The organism is Streptomyces sp. NPDC058295 (genome assembly GCF_042880655.1).
Taxonomy (GTDB): Bacteria; Actinomycetota; Actinomycetes; order Streptomycetales; family Streptomycetaceae; genus Streptomyces; species Streptomyces coriariae.
Window position 1 is genome coordinate 132892 of sequence record NZ_JBHVYO010000014.1, and the last position, 16896, is coordinate 149787.

The 16896-nt window shown below is 71.5% G+C and carries 12 protein-coding genes; 10 read left to right on the forward strand and 2 right to left on the reverse strand.

Annotated features, from left to right (window positions below; all coding sequences use genetic code 11):
* Positions 1-188: 188 nt before the first annotated feature.
* From ACFVYS_RS17525 to ACFVYS_RS17555, 7 genes are all read left to right on the forward strand, one after another.
* A complete protein-coding gene (locus tag ACFVYS_RS17525; RefSeq protein WP_389502902.1) occupies positions 189-1703 on the forward strand; it encodes a gamma-aminobutyraldehyde dehydrogenase in 1515 nt (504 codons plus the stop codon).
* A 56-nt stretch (positions 1704-1759) separates the two neighbouring features.
* Positions 1760-3007 (forward strand): spermidine/putrescine ABC transporter substrate-binding protein, encoded by a 1248-nt coding sequence (locus tag ACFVYS_RS17530; protein WP_389502904.1) that lies wholly within the window; start codon positions 1760-1762, stop codon positions 3005-3007.
* Positions 3008-3012: 5 nt separating this feature from the next.
* Entirely contained in the window at positions 3013-4164 is a 1152-nt protein-coding gene (locus ACFVYS_RS17535) for an ABC transporter ATP-binding protein (RefSeq protein ID WP_389502988.1), read from the forward strand.
* Positions 4164-5093, forward strand: a complete 930-nt coding sequence (locus ACFVYS_RS17540) for an ABC transporter permease (protein WP_389502906.1) — start codon at positions 4164-4166, stop codon at positions 5091-5093. Before ACFVYS_RS17535 ends, ACFVYS_RS17540 begins: the two co-directional genes overlap by 1 nt.
* Complete coding sequence (locus ACFVYS_RS17545) at positions 5094-5894, forward strand: ABC transporter permease (RefSeq protein WP_389502908.1); 801 nt, start codon at positions 5094-5096, stop codon at positions 5892-5894.
* Between the two features lie 29 nt (positions 5895-5923).
* On the forward strand, positions 5924-7342 hold the full coding sequence (locus tag ACFVYS_RS17550) for an NAD(P)/FAD-dependent oxidoreductase (protein ID WP_389502910.1): 1419 nt from the start codon (positions 5924-5926) through the stop codon (positions 7340-7342).
* A 152-nt stretch (positions 7343-7494) separates the two neighbouring features.
* Positions 7495-7947, forward strand: a complete 453-nt coding sequence (locus tag ACFVYS_RS17555; RefSeq protein WP_389502912.1) for a hypothetical protein — start codon at positions 7495-7497, stop codon at positions 7945-7947.
* A 538-nt stretch (positions 7948-8485) separates the two neighbouring features.
* Here ACFVYS_RS17555 and ACFVYS_RS17560 read toward each other — a convergent pair.
* Together ACFVYS_RS17560 and ACFVYS_RS17565 are read right to left on the reverse strand one after the other, a co-directional pair.
* The gene (locus ACFVYS_RS17560) at positions 8486-10114 is read right to left on the reverse strand and encodes a PucR family transcriptional regulator (protein ID WP_389502914.1); all 1629 of its coding nucleotides are present in this window, start codon (positions 10112-10114) and stop codon (positions 8486-8488) included.
* 104 nt (positions 10115-10218) lie between these two features.
* Positions 10219-12612 (reverse strand): ATP/GTP-binding protein, encoded by a 2394-nt coding sequence (locus ACFVYS_RS17565; protein ID WP_389502916.1) that lies wholly within the window; start codon positions 12610-12612, stop codon positions 10219-10221.
* A gap of 237 nt (positions 12613-12849) precedes the next feature.
* Between ACFVYS_RS17565 and gabT the strand changes: the two genes are divergently transcribed.
* The 3 genes from gabT (at position 12850) to ACFVYS_RS17580 (ending at position 16878) form a co-directional block, all read left to right on the forward strand.
* On the forward strand, positions 12850-14184 hold the full coding sequence (gabT, locus tag ACFVYS_RS17570) for a 4-aminobutyrate--2-oxoglutarate transaminase (protein ID WP_389502918.1): 1335 nt from the start codon (positions 12850-12852) through the stop codon (positions 14182-14184).
* Positions 14185-14634: 450 nt separating this feature from the next.
* Entirely contained in the window at positions 14635-15393 is a 759-nt protein-coding gene (locus ACFVYS_RS17575) for a phosphatase PAP2 family protein (protein ID WP_389502920.1), read from the forward strand.
* Positions 15394-15432: 39 nt separating this feature from the next.
* Entirely contained in the window at positions 15433-16878 is a 1446-nt protein-coding gene (locus ACFVYS_RS17580) for an aldehyde dehydrogenase family protein (protein WP_389502922.1), read from the forward strand.
* Positions 16879-16896: the final 18 nt, after the last annotated feature.

The window sequence follows — 16896 nt, forward strand, 5'->3', positions numbered from 1 at the left end:
TCCCGCCTTTTCCGCTCCGACTCGACACCTGGTCGACCCTCCGTCGACAGATTCCGTCGCGTAACCAAAAGGCAACAACGGAATCACTTGTTGGAGTGCCCTTGCTCTGTCAGGATCGGCAATCAAATCAAGCTGGAGCTACGCCAGCCGCCGCCGCGCACAGCGGGGCGAAGGCGGAGGAGAGCGACATGCAGGACCGGTTCCCCGCACAGGAACGATTCGCGGGCGGCGCTCAGTACATCGGGGGCCGTCTCAGGCCCGGCACATCCGGCCGGACCCACGCCGTGATCGACCCCGCCACCGGCGAGGAGGTCTTCACCTACGAGCTGGCCGGCGCCGACGACGTCGACGCGGCGGTCGCCGCCGCCCTCGCCGCCTTCCCGGGCTGGGCCGGCACCACGCCGGGCGAGCGCTCCGACGCGCTGCACCGGTTCGCCGCCGTCCTCGCCGACCGCGCCGAGGAGTTCGCCCGCGCCGAATCCCTCCAGTGCGGCAAGCCGCTGAAGCTGACCCGCGAGTTCGACGTGCCGGGCACCATCGACAACACCGCGTTCTTCGCCGGTGCGGCCCGCCACCTCGCGGGCCAGTCCGCCGGTGAGTACTCCGGCGACCACACCTCCTACGTCCGCCGTGAACCCATCGGCGTCGTGGGCTCCATCGCGCCCTGGAACTACCCCCTCCAGATGGCTGCCTGGAAGATCCTCCCGGCGATCGCGGCGGGCAACACCATCGTGCTCAAGCCCGCCGAGCTCACCCCGCTCACCTCGCTCCTCTTCGCCGAGGCGGCGACGGAGGCCGGCATCCCCGACGGTGTGATCAACATCGTCAACGGGACCGGACAGGAGGCGGGTGAGCGTCTCGTCGGGCATCCCGACGTCGCCATGACCTCCTTCACCGGCTCCACCGCCGTCGGCAAGCGCGTCGCCGAGGTCGCGACCGCGACCGTCAAGCGGCTCCACCTGGAGCTGGGCGGCAAGGCACCCTTCGTCGTCTTCGACGACGCCGACCTGGAGGCCGCGGCCAACGGCGCGGTCGCCGGGGCGCTCATCAACACCGGGCAGGACTGCACGGCCGCCACGCGCGCGTACGTGCAGCGGCCCCTCTACGAGGCGTTCGTCGAGCGGACGGCCGCCCTGATGGAGACCGTCCGGCTCGGTGATCCCTTCGCCCCCGGCACCGACCTGGGCCCGCTGGTCTCGCACGTCCAGCGCGACCGGGTCGCCGCCTTCGTCGACCGGGCGCGTGACTACGCGCGCGTGGTGACCGGCGGCGAGGTTCCCCAGGGGGATCTCAAGAGCGGCGCGTACTATCGCCCCACCCTGATCGCGGACGCGGCGCAGGACAGCGAGGTCGTCCAGTCCGAGATCTTCGGTCCGGTCCTGGTGGTGCTGCCCTTCGACGGCGACGACGAGGGCATCGCGCTCGCCAACGACACCCCGTACGGGCTGGCCGCCTCCGCGTGGACCCGGGACGTCTTCCGGGCGAACCGGGCGACGCGCGAGATCAAGGCCGGGTGTGTGTGGGTAAACGACCACATCCCGATCATCAGCGAGATGCCCCACGGCGGCTACAAGTCCTCCGGCTTCGGCAAGGACATGTCTGTGTACTCGTTCGAGGAGTACACGCAGGTAAAGCACGTTATGTTCGATAACACGGCGGTGGCCCGCAAGTCCTGGCACCGCACCATCTTCGGGGACTGTTAGAGCGACTACGACCGGCCGCCGACCACGGCCGACCCTCCCGAAAGGGCACCACGCGCATGGAGCAGTACGAGCCCGACCGCCTCAGCCCGGCCCAAGTGGCCGCCATGCGGCGCAGCCTCCGCAACGGCAGGGCGGCCATGACCCGCCGGTCGCTGCTGCGCGCCTCCACCGGAGGCGCCCTCGCGCTGGGCGGCCTCGGCGCGCTCAGCGCCTGCGGGATCCCCGCGGCCGGCAAGACCGAGGGCGGCACGGCCGCCGACGACCACTCGGCGAAGGAGAAGACCGTCAGCTTCTCCAACTGGACCGAGTACATGGACGTCGACGAGAGCGGCAAGCACCACCCGACGCTCGACGCCTTCACCAAGCGGACCGGCATCAAGGTCAAGTACACCGAGGACATCAACGACAACAACGAGTTCTTCGGCAAGATCAAGCCGCAGCTCGCCGCGGGCCAGGACACCGGCCGCGACATCATCGTCCTCACGGACTGGCTGGCCGCCCGCCTCATCCGCCTCGGGTGGGTCCAGAAGCTGGACCCGTCCAACCTGCCGCACGCCTACGCCAACCTGTCGGCCCAGTTCCGCAGCCCCGACTGGGACCCGGGCCGGGCGTACTCGTATCCCTGGCAGGGCATCTCCACGGTGATCGCCTACAACAAGAAGGCGCTCGACGGCGTCGAGGTGAAGTCGGTCTCCGACCTGCTCGACAACCCCAAGCTCAAGGGCCGCGTCGGCTTCCTCACCGAGATGCGCGACAGCATGGGCATGACGCTGCTGGACATGGGCAAGGACCCGGAGAAGTTCACCGACGACGACTACGACGCCGCCGTCGCCCGTCTCCAGAAGGGCGTCGACAGCGGCCAGATCCGCCGCTTCACCGGCAACGACTACACCTCCGACATCACCAGCGGCGACTTCGCGGCATGTATCGCCTGGGCCGGTGACGTCGTGCAGCTGAAGGCGGACAGTCCCGACGTCGATTTCGTCATCCCGGACAGCGGCTATCTGACGTCCAGCGACAACATGCTGATCCCCAACAAGGCACGTCACAAGACGAACGCCGAACGGCTCATGGACTACTACTACGAGCCGGAGCCGGCCGCCGAACTCGCCGCGTACATCAACTACGTCTGTCCGGTGGACGGCGTGAAGGACGCGCTGGCGAAGATCGACGAGGATGCGGCGAACAACCCGCTGATCATCCCAGACAAGGCCATGCAGGCGAAGTCGCACTCCTTCCGCTCGCTGAGCTCGAAGGAAGAGACCGCCTACGAGGCGAAGTTCGCGAAGCTCACCGGGGCGTGACGACGATGAAGACGACCAACAGCGGCAGCGGCGACGTCCGACTGACCGGCATCAGCAAGACCTACGGCTCCTTCGCCGCCGTTCACCCGCTCGACCTGACCGTCCCGCAGGGCTCCTTCTTCGCCCTGCTCGGCGCCTCCGGCTGCGGCAAGACCACCACCCTGCGCATGATCGCCGGTCTGGAGGAACCTTCCTCCGGCACCGTCCACCTCGGAGACCAGGACGTGACGGCACTCCCGCCGTACAAGCGCCCGGTGAACACCGTCTTCCAGTCCTACGCCCTCTTCCCGCACCTCGACATCTTCGAGAACGTCGCCTTCGGTCTGCGTCGGCGCGGCATCAAGAGCGTGAAGAAGCAGGTCGAGGACATGCTGGAGCTCGTACAGCTCGGCGATCAGGCCCGTAAGAAGCCGCACCAGCTCTCCGGTGGCCAGCAGCAGCGGGTCGCGGTGGCCCGCGCCCTGATCAACACCCCCAAGGTGCTGCTGCTCGACGAGCCCCTCGGCGCCCTCGACCTCAAGCTGCGCCGTCAGATGCAGCTGGAGCTGAAGCGCATCCAGACCGAGGTCGGCATCACCTTCGTGCACGTCACGCACGACCAGGAGGAGGCCATGACCATGGCCGACACGGTCGCCGTGATGAACGCGGGCCGGGTCGAGCAGCTCGGCTCGCCGACCGACCTCTACGAGAACCCGAACACCACCTTCGTCGCCAACTTCCTCGGCACGTCGAACCTCATCGAGGCCGAGGTCGACACCAAGAGCGGCGACGACATCGTGCTGAAGGCGGGCGGCGGCAAACTCGTCCTGCCCGGGTCGCGCTGCTCCGCGCCCACGGCGACCGGCGGCAAGGTGCTGGTCGGCGTCCGCCCGGAGAAGATATCCCTCACCCACGCCGACGACGCCGGTGAGATTCCCGAGGGCCGCAACCGCATCACCGGGCGCATCGCCAACTCGTCGTTCATCGGTGTCTCCACCCAGTACGTCATCGACACCCCGGTCTGCCCCGAGTTCGAGGTCTACGCCCAGAACATCGACCGGGACGCCCGGCTCGCCCCCGGCGCCGAGGTCGTCCTGCACTGGAGCCCCGCCCACACGTTCGGCCTCGACGCCGCCCAGGACATCGACGCCGGCATCCAGGAAGAGGCGGCGGTCTGATGGCGACGCTCACCGAGGCGCCCCCGCCTCTCTCCCCGACGGCGCCGACGGCGAAGCCGCCCCGCAAGCGCGGGCGCTGGACGCCGTACTGGCTGCTGCTGCCCGGTCTGCTCTGGCTGTTCGTGTTCTTCGCGCTGCCGATGATCTACCAGGCCTCCACGTCCGTGCAGACGGGCTCCCTGGAGGAGGGCTACAAGGTCACCTGGCACCTCGCGACCTACTGGGACGCGCTGAGCGAGTACTGGCCGCAGTTCCTGCGCTCGGTCCTCTACGCGGCCGCCGCGACGGTCCTGTGCCTGGTGCTCGGCTACCCGCTGGCCTATCTGATCGCCTTCCGGGCCGGCCGCTGGCGGAACCTGATCATGATCCTGGTGATCGCGCCCTTCTTCACCAGTTTCCTGATCCGCACCCTCGCCTGGAAGACGATCCTCGCGGACGGCGGCCCGGTGGTCGGCGCCCTCAACACCCTGCACGTCCTCGACGTCACCAGCTGGCTCGGCTGGACCGCGGGCGACCGGGTGCTGGCCACCCCGCTCGCGGTGGTCTGCGGTCTGACGTACAACTTCCTGCCCTTCATGGTCCTGCCGCTCTACACCTCGCTCGAGCGCATCGACGGGCGGCTGCACGAGGCGGCCGGGGACCTGTACGCCAGGCCGGTCACCACCTTCCGCAAGGTCACCTTCCCGCTCTCCATGCCGGGCGTGGTCTCCGGGACGCTGCTGACCTTCATCCCGGCGGCCGGTGACTACGTCAACGCGGAACTCCTCGGCTCGACGGACACCCGCATGATCGGAAACGTGATCCAGACGCAGTTCCTGCGGGTCCTGGACTATCCGACGGCGGCGGCTCTCTCGTTCATCCTGATGGCCGCGATCTTGCTCATGGTCACTCTCTACATCCGCAGGTCCGGGACGGAGGATCTGGTCTAAATGCCCTTCGTCAACTGGCTCAAGCGCCAATTCGTGGTCATCGCGGGACTTCTCACGCTCGCCTATCTCCTGCTGCCGAACATCGTCGTCACGGTGTTCTCCTTCAATAAACCGAAGGGGCGCTTCAACTACCAATGGCAGCAGTTCTCCACCGATGCCTGGAAGGACCCGTGCGGGGTCGCCGGGCTCTGCGGGTCGCTGTCGCTCAGCCTCCAGATCGCGGTCTGGGCGACCATCGGCGCGACCGCGCTGGGCACGATGATCGCCTTCGCGCTCGTCCGCTACCGCTTCCGCGCGCGGGGCGCCGTCAACTCGCTGATCTTCCTGCCCATGGCGATGCCCGAGGTCGTGATGGCCGCCTCGCTGCTCACCCTGTTCCTCAACCTGGGTGCTCAGCTGGGTTTCTGGACCATCCTCATCGCGCACATCATGTTCTGCCTCAGCTTCGTCGTGACGGCGGTCAAGGCACGCGTCATGTCGATGGACCCGCGCCTGGAGCAGGCCGCCCAGGACCTCTACGCCGGCCCGGCGCAGACGTTCCTGCGCGTCACCCTGCCCATCGCCGCCCCCGGAATCGCCGCGGGCGCGCTGCTCGCCTTCGCGCTCTCCTTCGACGATTTCATCATCACCAATTTCAACGCGGGCTCCACCGTCACCTTCCCCATGTTCGTCTGGGGTTCGGCACAGCGCGGAACGCCCGTTCAGATCAATGTCATCGGTACGGCCATGTTCCTCATCGCCGTACTGTTCGTACTGACCTCGATGGTCATCGGAAATCGCCGCAACAAGCAAAAGGCGTAATCGGAAAAGCCCTGTAGGGAGTTGAAATCATGGCCCCAAGCGCCATGAACCGGTGGATCACTTCTCTTTCCGACGCACAGCCGGTGCCGTACTGGCTGGAAGATCCCGGCAAGCCGCACCCCGAACCCGCGCTCACCGGCCCCGAGACCTGCGACCTGCTGGTCGTCGGCGGCGGCTACAGCGGACTGTGGACCGCGCTGGTCGCCAAGGAGCGCGAGCCGCAGCGGGACGTGGTGCTGCTGGAGGGCCGTGAGGTGGGCTGGGCCGCCTCGGGCCGCAACGGGGGCTTCTGCGCGGCCTCCCTCACCCACGGGCTGCCCAACGGGCTCGCCCGCTGGCCGGACGAGATCCACCGGCTCGAGGAGCTGGGGATGCGCAACCTCGACGAGATCGAGGCGGCGATCGCCCGGCACGGCATCGACTGCGACTTCGAGCGCACCGGCGAGATAGACGTCGCCACCGAGACGTACCAGGCGTCGGAACTGCGCGACTGGTACGAGGAACTCCAAGGCAAGGGTCTCGCCGACGGGCTGGAGTTCCTCGACGCGGACGCGGTGCGCGAGCAGGTCGCCTCGCCCACCTTCCAGGCGGGTCTGCACGACCGCCGGGGCGTCGCCATGCTCCATCCCGCCAAGCTCGTCTGGGGTCTGAAGCAGGCGTGCATGCGGCTCGGCGTCCGCGTCTACGAGCACACCCCCGCCCTGACGCTGAAGCCCTACGGCGCCGGAATGGCCGTGGGCACCCCGTACGGGCAGGTGCGGGCCCGGCAGGTCGCGCTCGGCACCAACATCTTCCCCAACCTGGTCCGCCGGGTGCGGGCGTACACCGTCCCGGTCTACGACTACGCGCTGATGACGGAACCGCTGAGCGCCGAGCAGCTCGATTCGATCGGGTGGAAGAACCGGCAGGGCCTCGGGGACTCGGCCAACCAGTTCCACTACTTCCGGCTGTCGGCCGACAACCGGATCCTGTGGGGCGGATACGACGCGGTCTACCCCTACGGGGGCCGGGTGCGCGCCGAGTACGACGACCGGCCGGAGACGTACGCCAAGCTCGCCGGGCACTTCTTCGGCTGTTTCCCGCAGTTGGAGGGGGTGCGCTTCACCCACGCCTGGGGCGGGGCGATCGACACGTGCTCGCGCTTCTCGGCGTTCTTCGGCACGGCGCACCAGGGGAAGGTGGCCTACGCCGCCGGATACACCGGCCTGGGGGTCGGGGCCACCCGCTTCGGGGCCGAGGTGATGCTGGACCTGCTGGCCGGGGAGAGCACGGAGCGGACGTCGCTCGAGATGGTCCGCAAGAAGCCGCTGCCCTTCCCTCCCGAGCCCTTCGCCTGGACCGGCATCGCCCTCACGAAGTGGTCGCTGGCCCGCGCCGACGCGCACGGCGGGCGGCGCAACCTGTGGCTGAAGACGATGGACCGGCTGGGGCTGGGCTTCGACAGCTGACGGCCGGCCGCCGACGGCCGACAACCGGCCGATGTCGGGGAGGTGTGGTCCGGTTCACTCCAACGGGTGGCCCCGACCCGCGTAATGCCCGCAGGGGACCTCCCTCTCCCTCGTGACGCGACCGCGTCCACGAGTGAAAGGGAGGTCTTCTCATGGCTGGGGCGAAGACGGCTGTCGAATGGCTGGCATCCGTCGCACCGGATCCCGAGGCATGCCGCTGGGAGTGGGAGCGCAACCCCCTGGGGGTGGCGCTGCTGCCCGCGGGCAAGGCCTGGGACCTACTCATCCTGCCGGGCGAGCTCGGCTATCCCACCCTCGACGTGCTCACCCGGATCCTTCATCGGCCGGGCCCCGTGCTGGTCGACTTCGGAGACAACCGCATGGGCTTCTTCGTGGCGCCCGGCACGGCCGCCCGCTGGCTCGGCACCGGAATCCGTACGGCGGGGGCCGGCACCTGGATCGTCGTGCCGTATCCGGGCCGCTCGACCCGGGGTGTCCGCTGGCTGGTCCCGCCGGACGGCTCCGGCACGCTGACCGATCCTGCGCTGCTCGAACTGGCGATGCACGAGGCGGCGGCGGGCCTGGCCGGCGGAGAGGGCGGCTGACCGACGGACACCTCCGCCGCGGTACCCGGCCACCGACCGGGTCCCGGCCGACGCGCCTCCACGTCCCCCGGAACGGGAGGCACGGCAGATCCCTTTCACGTCGGCCGCCCGCGCGGCCGACGCGGACGCCTCCGCCGAGGACCGGCTGCCCGGCGCCCGCCGTCTGCTGCCGCCGACGGCACCCACCCCGCCGTCCCCTCGCGCTGCTCGCCGACGTCGCCGTGAGCGGCGGCTCAGCTCCATCGCCGTAGGCCCGCTGTCTGTGGGCCGCCGGCTACCGACACGGGCGCCTCGCCCCGGCTTCCGTAGGGTTACTCCGCCGACCTCGCCTTGAGCGGTGGTTCAGCTCCGGCGCCGTATGCCTGCCGCTGTCCGTGGGCCGCCCGTTGGTGACATGAGGGCCTTGCCCCGGCCGCCCTGCCGGTTACTTCGCCGACCTTGCCCTGCGGGCCGGCTCAGGTCCATCGCCGGATGCCGACCGCTGCCGACGTGGGCCGATCGGCGTCGACACGGGCGCCTCGCCCCGGCTTCCGGACGGTTACTCCGACGATGTCGTCTTCAGCGCCAGCCACAGCTCCATCCGGACGTCCGGGTCGTCCAGGGAACGTCCGAGGATCTCCTCCACCCGCCGCATCCGGTAGCGCAGGGTGTGCCGGTGGACGCCCAGGTCGGCCGCCGCCGCGTCCCACTGGCCGTGGCGGGAGAGCCAGGCCCGCAGCGAGGCCACCAGGTCGCCGCGGCCGGTCGCGTCGTGTTCGCGCAGGGCGCGCAGCAGGCCGTCCGCGAACGCCTTCACCGCGTCGTCCGCGAGAAGGGGCAGCACGGAACCCGCCGCAAGCCGCTCGTGCTCCACGAAGACCCGGCCCCGGCGCCGCGCCACCGACAGTGCCTGCTCGGCCTGCTTGTAGGCAGCCGCCGCCGCGATCGGCCCGGCCGGCGCGGACAGGCCCACCACGAGTCCGTGCCCGTCGCCGGAATCCGGCCCGGCGCCCCCGGCCGCCCGGGTCTCCTCCAGCGCCGAGGTGTACTGCGCGCACGCCGCCGCGGCCGCGCCGCCGTCCGCGACCAGGGCCACCAGCCGGTCGCCCTCGGGCACCACCAGCACGGCCTCCCCGGCGCGGGCGGCCGCCGACTCGGCGACCTCGGTGAGACCGTCGAAGGGGTCCGCGCCCCCGTCGGCCGAGGCCGGCGCCGGCGTGGCGTCGGCGACGATCACCCGGAACGGGGCGTCGAGCAGCCCGCCGTACAGGTCCCCGGCGACGGCCCGCGCGTGGTCCGGCTCGCCCGCCAGCAGCATGCCCAGCACCGCCGCGCCGATCCGCTGCTGCGCCGCGTGCAGCGAGCGCGAGCGCTCGGTGGTCAGGGTGAGCAGCGCGATGGCCGAGTGGACGGCGTACCGCTCGGCGGTGCCGAGAGCCGAGGCGGTGCCGACCGCGAGCGCGGCGCGCGGGCGCCTGCCGGTGCCCAGGGAGTGCAGCTCGACCCGGTCGTCGTGCCGGTCGTCGGGTCCGGAGCGCTCCGGACCCCCGCCGCCGCCCACCACCGCCGAGGCCGGGGCGGGCCGTTCCCGCAGCCGCTCCACCTCCGCGGTGAGCCGCCCCGCCCGCCGGCCCGCCCACTCCGGCGCGGCTCCCACGACGGCGCCCGAGGCGTCGTACAGGGCCGCCCACCCGTCGACCTGCGCGGCGAGCGCGCGGAGCAGCCCCTGCGGGCCGTCCGTCAGCGCCTGCTTCGTCAGCTCGCGCTGGGCCGCGAACCCTGCCGTGACCGCCCGGTACTGGTCGGCCGCGATCGCCGCCGACACCGCCTTGCTGATGGCGAGGAAGGGGGTGCGGCGCGGCACCTCCAGCAGGGGCAGGCCCTCCTCCTCGGCCGCGTCCACGAGGGCCTTCGGGATGTCCTCGTAGTTGACGCCGACGGCGAAGCCGAGCCCGACCACCCCGGCCTTGGCCAGCCGCCGCACATAGCGCCGCATGGCCTCCGGGTCCTCGGCGTCCAGCTTGAGCGCGGTGATCAGCAGCAGCTCCCCGCCCTCCATGTACGGCACGGGGTCCGCGAGCTCGCTGACGTGCGCCCAGCGCACCGGCACGTCCAGACGGTCCTCGCCGGCCCGCACGGTCAGTTTCAGCGCGGAGTGGTGGACGAGCGAGGCGAGCGTGGGAGGCATGGGGCCTTCAGGTCGGGGGAGTGATCGGCGGTGTGATCTTTTGGCCGCCGCGTATGAACGGTCCCTCCCGATTCTGCCTCACTGTACGGACCGCGGACGCGTCCTCAGCCCCGAAGGTCCACCAGCAGCGGTGGCGCGTGCTCGCCCCGCACATCGGTCAGGGACAGCACCGCGTGGCCGGGCGGCACCTCGTGCGCCAGCCGGGACGCCGACCACCGCTCCCGCTCCACCTGGCGCACGGTCACCGCGTCCGTGGTCACCGCCTTGCCGGTGACGAGCTTGCGCAGGGCGTGGATGGCGCGGGTCATCGGCTGGTCGGCGAAGACGGTGTGCTTGGCGACCTCGGTGGTCTCCACCCACTCGGTGCCCCAGGTCTGCGCGAACCTGCTGCCGTCCCAGGTGGTGATGCCGGAGAACGCCATCCGGCAGCCGACGGCCCCGTACAGCGGACCGTGCAGTGCCTCCGGGACGTCGCCGATGGAGCGCAGGGCGAGCACCACGCCGGCGTTCTGCGAGCGCAGCCGCTGGAGCCGGCGCACCGACCCCTCGGTGACCGTTCCCGTCGCGTCGTCCAGGACCAGACAGGCGAAGTGGTCGCGCCGCTCCCGTACGACGGTGTGGAACTGGGCGAGGACCAGCCGGGTGATCAGCCGGGTGGCCTCCTCGTGACCCCGCTCGGGCAGGTCGACGCGGACCCGCAGCGGGTGGTGGGCGACGGCGCGCAGCGAGAACGCCCGGTGCGCGTTGCTGCCGCCGCCGAAGAACTCCGCGAACACCGGGCGGTCGAGCAGCGCCAGCCGGTCGGCGAGCGGCCGGCCCGCGTCGCCCGGGGCCCCCGTCTGCCGGACCCGTGCCTCCAGCTCACGGCGCATCACCTCGTCACCGGCCACGGCCTCGCGCAGCGCGGACAGCGCGGCCGGTTCGCCCTCCAGGAGTTCGCGCAGCTCGGGCAGGGTGGGGAAACAGCCGTGCGCGCTCCGGTAGGGGCCAAGCACCTGGGCGAGCGCCGTGGTCGCGCTCTGGCCGCTCACCGAGTCGAGGTCGCCGGCCAGCGCCTCGGCGAGGATCGCGGCCGCCTCGTCCGGGTCCTCGGACTCCGCGTACGGGTCCAGGTCGTGCACGGACGAGGGGTCCCCGATCCCGACGATCACGTCGAAAGCGGAGTCGGAGCCGAGCGGGCCGCCCCCGGGCGACGACACCGCCACGACGGCGCACGCCCCGGTGAGCGCCTGCAGGGCCAGCGTCTCGGTGAGCGGCTCGACCAGGGTCCGGGTCTTGCCCGATCCGGACGGCCCGACGGCGAGCAGCGAGGTGCCCAGCACCTCCGGGCCGAGTGCGGCGCCCGCGTCGTGATAGCTGTCCGGGGTGCGTTCGGCGGCCACCCAGCGGCCGACCCGCACCTGCCCGGTGAGCAGATCGTGGCGCGCGGTGCGCCGGGGCAGGTCGCGGGCGCCGGAGGGGTGGGTCCAGGCCGCCCCGCCCTGCCGCAGCACGGTGTCCCGGAAATCCGCGATCCCCGCCGTCCAGGCCCGTCGTACGCGCACGCAGTCCACGTCGTTCATCCGGCCGGCGGCGACCTCGGCGGTCAGCAGCTCGGCCGCCTCGTACTGTCCCGCGTCCCGCAGCTCGGGCCACCGGGCGCGCGGCAGCTCGACCGCGGGCGCGGCCCGGCCGGGCTCGGCGCGCCGGGCGGCGAGTCGTTCCTGCACGTACGGCCACCAGCCGCCGACCTTCGCGAACGGCCACACCACCAGCAGCGTGATGACCGTGTACAGCGCGTTCGTGAACAGGGGGGAGGCGAACAGCTCGTAGCTGCCGGAGATCAGGACGATCAGCGAGAACAGCGGGTCGATGACGGGCAGGGCGTCCCAGCCGACCCCGAAGGCGCCGGGGAAGACGAAGCTGAGGGTGGCGAGGGCGCAGAGCAGGGCGACGAGGGCCCGCGCGGGCTGCGGCCGGCGGCCCACGAAGTGCCGCACGGCGTGCGCCCAGCTGCCCAGCCGGCCCATCCCGTAGACGAGGACGGCGAAGAACACGCCGTCGTAGACCACCCGCGCCTCGGCGCCCTCCATGGACTTCGGGGACGCGATCGTGCCGCCCCACCACCAGTCGTCCGGGGTGAACAGCCGCAGCAGGGTGAACTGGTACGGCAGGCCGCCCCGGCGCCACAGCGACCACAGGACCAGCGCGACCACCAGCGGGACCAGCATGCCGACGACCGTCACCGGCGCGAGCCGCTCCGTCGTCCGGGCCGCCTTCGGCGGCCGGTACCCGAAGCGCCAGATCCCCGTCCCGGCCGCGGGCCGCTCCTCGTCGAGCCAGGCGGCGACGGCGGACGCGGCCCGCGGGGGCTGCCCGGGGGCAGGCGGTACGCCCGGCGCCCGGTCCGGCCGCGGCGGTGTGGAGGGCGGCGTCGACGGCGGCCGCGCCGGCCCCGCCGGGCGCGGCACAGGATTCGCCTGCGTACCCCGCGCGTCCTGCGTCCCGTCGCTGTCCATCGCCCCTGCTCCCCGACCAGCCGTTCCGTCCACCATCAGCGAGTCAATCTAACGCGCCCGCAAGGGGAGTTCACCGCTTACGCGGCCGGGCCTGTGACGATCACCGTCCGGCCGCACTGTCCACGACGGACAAGCCGCCCCGCCGACACCGCCCACATGGAGCATGCCCACCCCGCACTCCCCGTCCTAGCCTGCGAGAAAAGAACGAAAGTGTCCGCAAAACCCCAGGAGCCCCTCATGACCGCCCTTCCGCAGGAGCGCCGCGTCGTCACCGCCATCCCCGGCCCGAAGTCGCAGGAACTCCAGGCCCGCCGTACCGCCGCGGTCGCGGCCGGTGTCGGTTCGGTGCTCCCCGTCTTCACCACGCGCGCGGGCGGCGGCATCATCGAGGACGTCGACGGCAACCGCCTGATCGACTTCGGCTCCGGCATCGCCGTGACCTCCGTCGGCGCCTCCGCCGAGGCCGTCGTGCGCCGGGCCACCGCCCAGCTCGCCGACTTCACCCACACCTGTTTCATGGTCACCCCCTACGAGGGCTATGTGGCGGTGGCCGAGGCCCTCGCCGAGCTCACCCCGGGTGACCACGCCAAGAAGTCCGCGCTGTTCAACAGCGGTGCCGAGGCCGTCGAGAACGCCGTCAAGATCGCCCGCGCGTACACCAGGCGCCAGGCGGTCGTCGTCTTCGACCACGGCTACCACGGCCGCACCAACCTCACCATGGCGCTGACGGCGAAGAACATGCCGTACAAGCACGGCTTCGGCCCGTTCGCGCCCGAGGTCTACCGCGTCCCGGTCGCCTACGGCTACCGCTGGCTCACCGGCGCGGAGAACGCCGGCGCCGAGGCCTCCGCCCAGGCCATCGACATGATCAACAAGCAGATCGGCGCGGAGAACGTCGCCGCGATCATCATCGAGCCGGTGCTCGGCGAGGGCGGCTTCATCGAGCCCGCCAAGGGCTTCCTTCCGGCCATCAGCAAGTTCGCGTCCGACAACGGCATCGTCTTCGTCGCCGACGAGATCCAGTCCGGCTTCTGCCGCACCGGACAGTGGTTCGCCTGCGAGGACGAGGGCATCGTCCCGGACCTGATCACGACGGCCAAGGGCATCGCGGGCGGTCTGCCGCTCGCCGCGGTGACCGGCCGCGCCGAGATCATGGACGCCGCGCACGCGGGCGGCCTGGGCGGCACCTACGGCGGCAACCCGGTCGCCTGCGCGGGCGCGCTCGGTGCGATCGAGACGATGAAGGAGCTCGACCTCAACGCCCGGGCGAAGCGCATCGAGGCCGTCATGAAGGGCCGCCTCGCCGCCATGGCGGAGAAGTTCGAGATCATCGGCGACATCCGCGGACGTGGCGCGATGATCGCGATCGAGCTGGTCAAGGACCGTACGACGAAGGAGCCGAACCCCGAGGCGACCGGCGCGCTCGCCAAGGCCTGCCACCAGGAGGGCCTGCTGGTCCTGACCTGTGGCACCTACGGCAACGTGCTGCGCTTCCTGCCGCCGCTGGTGATCGGCGAGGACCTGCTCGACGAGGGACTCGACATCATCGAGCAGGCTTTCGCGCGCATCTGAGCCAAGGCACCGCACAGCTGATTCCCATCGCCCGCAGAGCATGTGAAGAAGGTGTGCGAGGAGGATGGCGGGACGGGATACAGCCTGTCGTACCGCCTGCCTCTGCCGTAGGTTCTCACCAGATGAGAGATACACCCCGTCCGCAGGGGACTGCGGACGGATCCAGGCCGGGGCCTCCCCAGCTTCGACCTGGTCGTGCCCTCGCGCACACAATCGGAGCTTCCGGCTTCGGATCTCCACACCGATCGGACGGCCGCCCGCCCCAAACCCCCCGGGGCGGCCGGCACTCCGGTCCGGACGGCCACCCCGGAACCATCCCCCCTGTTCCGGGGTGGCCGACCTCCTTCTCCGGTACAGACCACGGAAAGCAGACCCCGGACCCGATCCGGGGTCTTTTTTCGATCCGGGTTCCTTTTCCGCCGTCCGGCCGCTCCTGACAAGCTGGGGCCCATGCCGTCCCGCCCCACCCGCGCCGTTCTCGTTCTCCTGCCGCCCGCCCTGCTCTTCGCGCTGATCACCTGGCAGGTCGCCGCCGACGGCCCGCTGCTGCGCGCGGACGCGCGCCTCAGCCGCGCCCTCGTCCATCCCGACCGGGCCTCCGAGCTGCTGGCCGACCTGGGCGAGGTGCAGGTCGCGGTGCCCGTCCTGGTGCTGGTCGCCGGGTACGTGGCGTGGCGGGGGAGAGCGGCGGGCGAGGCGCGGTGGTGGGTGCCGTCCCTCGCCGCGCTCGCCGTGCTGCTGCTGGTGCCGCTGATCGTCGTGCCCCTGAAGGTGTGGACCGACCGGCCCGGTACGCCCGCCGTGCCCCCGGCCACCGGCTACTACCCCTCCGGGCACACGGCGACGGCGGCCGTCGCCTACGGGGCGGCGACGCTGGTCCTGCTGCCGTGGCTGCGCGCCGCGTCCGCCCGGTGGCTGACCCTCGCGACGAGCGCCCTGCTCGTTCTGGCCGTGTCGTTCGGGCTGGTCAGGCGCGGTTACCACTGGCCGCTGGACGTCATGGCGAGCTGGTGTCTGTGCACGGTGATGCTCGGCGCGCTGTGGCTCTTCCTGGAACGCGAGCGGCAGGCGCGGGAGCGGCTCCGGACGGCGGCGGGCCGACCGTGCCAAACCGGCGCACCCCGGCCGTCCACCCGTACGACTCGGACAAGCGACCCTTCGGCCTCCCGCCCCTACCGTGGAGCACGAAAGCCACAGGACACCCCCTAAGCGGAAGGGCCGGGACTCGCAATGCCCCAGGAAACGAATGTGGGGGCCACCCACGCCTTCTGGCTGGCCGGCCGCCAGGTCACCGGCGAGGACAGCTTCGACGTCACCTCGCCGTGGGACGGCCGGCTCGTCGGCAAGGCCAGCGTGCCGACGGACGCGCAGGTCGAGGAGGCCGTGGCCGCCGCGTACGCCGTGCGGGACGAGTTCGCCGCCACCCCGGCCCATGTGCGCGCCGCCGCCCTCGACCACGTCAGCAAGCGGCTCGTGGAGCGCACCGAGGAGATCGCCCGGCTGATCTCCGCCGAGAACGGCAAGCCGATCAAGTGGGCGCGGGGCGAGGTCGGCCGAGCCGTCTCCGTGTTCCGGTTCGCGGCCGAGGAGGCCCGGCGGTTCAACGGCGGCGAGGCCCAGCGCCTCGACACCGACGCCGGCGGCCAGGGGCGGCTCGCCCTCACCCGGCGCTTCCCGAAGGGGGTCGTGCTCGGCATCGCGCCGTTCAACTTCCCGCTGAACCTGTGCGCCCACAAGATCGCCCCGGCGATCGCGGCCGGTGTGCCGATCATCCTCAAGCCGGCTCCGGCGACCCCGCTGTCCGGCCTGATCATCGGTGACCTGCTGGCCGAGACCGAGCTGCCGGCCGGCTCCTGGAGCATCCTGCCGGTCTCCAACGACCGCATGCCCGCCCTCGTCCAGGACGAGCGGCTGCCGGTCATCTCCTTCACCGGCTCCGAGAAGGTCGGCTACGCGATCATGGACTCGGTGCCGCGCAAGCACTGCACCCTGGAGCTGGGCGGCAACGGCGCGGCCGTCGTCCTCGGCGACTTCGCGAGCGACGCCGACCTCGACTGGGCCGCCGGCCGCATCGCGACCTTCTCCAACTACCAGGGCGGCCAGTCCTGCATCTCCGTGCAGCGGGTCATCGCGGACGCCTCCGTGTACGACCGGCTGCTGCCGCGGATCGTCGCCGCCGTCGAGGCGCAGGTCACCGGCGACCCCTCGGACGACAGGACCGACGTGGGCCCGCTGGTCAGCGAGGACGCGGCCAAGCGCGTCGAGACCTGGGTGGACGAGGCCGTCGCGGCGGGCGCCTCGCTCCTCGCGGGCGGCAAGCGCGACGGCGCCTCCTACGCGCCGACCGTCCTCACCGACGTACCGGCGGACACCACCCTCGCCTGCGAGGAGGTCTTCGGACCGGTGCTCACCGTGACGAAGGTGGACGGCGAGGCCGAGGCCTTCGCCGCCGTCAACTCCTCCAAGTACGGCCTCCAGGCGGGCGTGTTCACGCACGACGTCCAGGTCGCCTTCCGCGCCCACCGGGCGCTGGAGGTCGGCGGGGTCATCGTGGGCGACGTGCCGTCCTACCGCGCCGACCAGATGCCGTACGGCGGCGCCAAGCAGTCCGGCGTGGGGCGCGAGGGCGTGCGGTTCGCGATGGACGACTACACATACGAGCGGGTGCTGGTCCTCACCGGACTCGCGCTCTAGCTCATGGGAACCATTTTC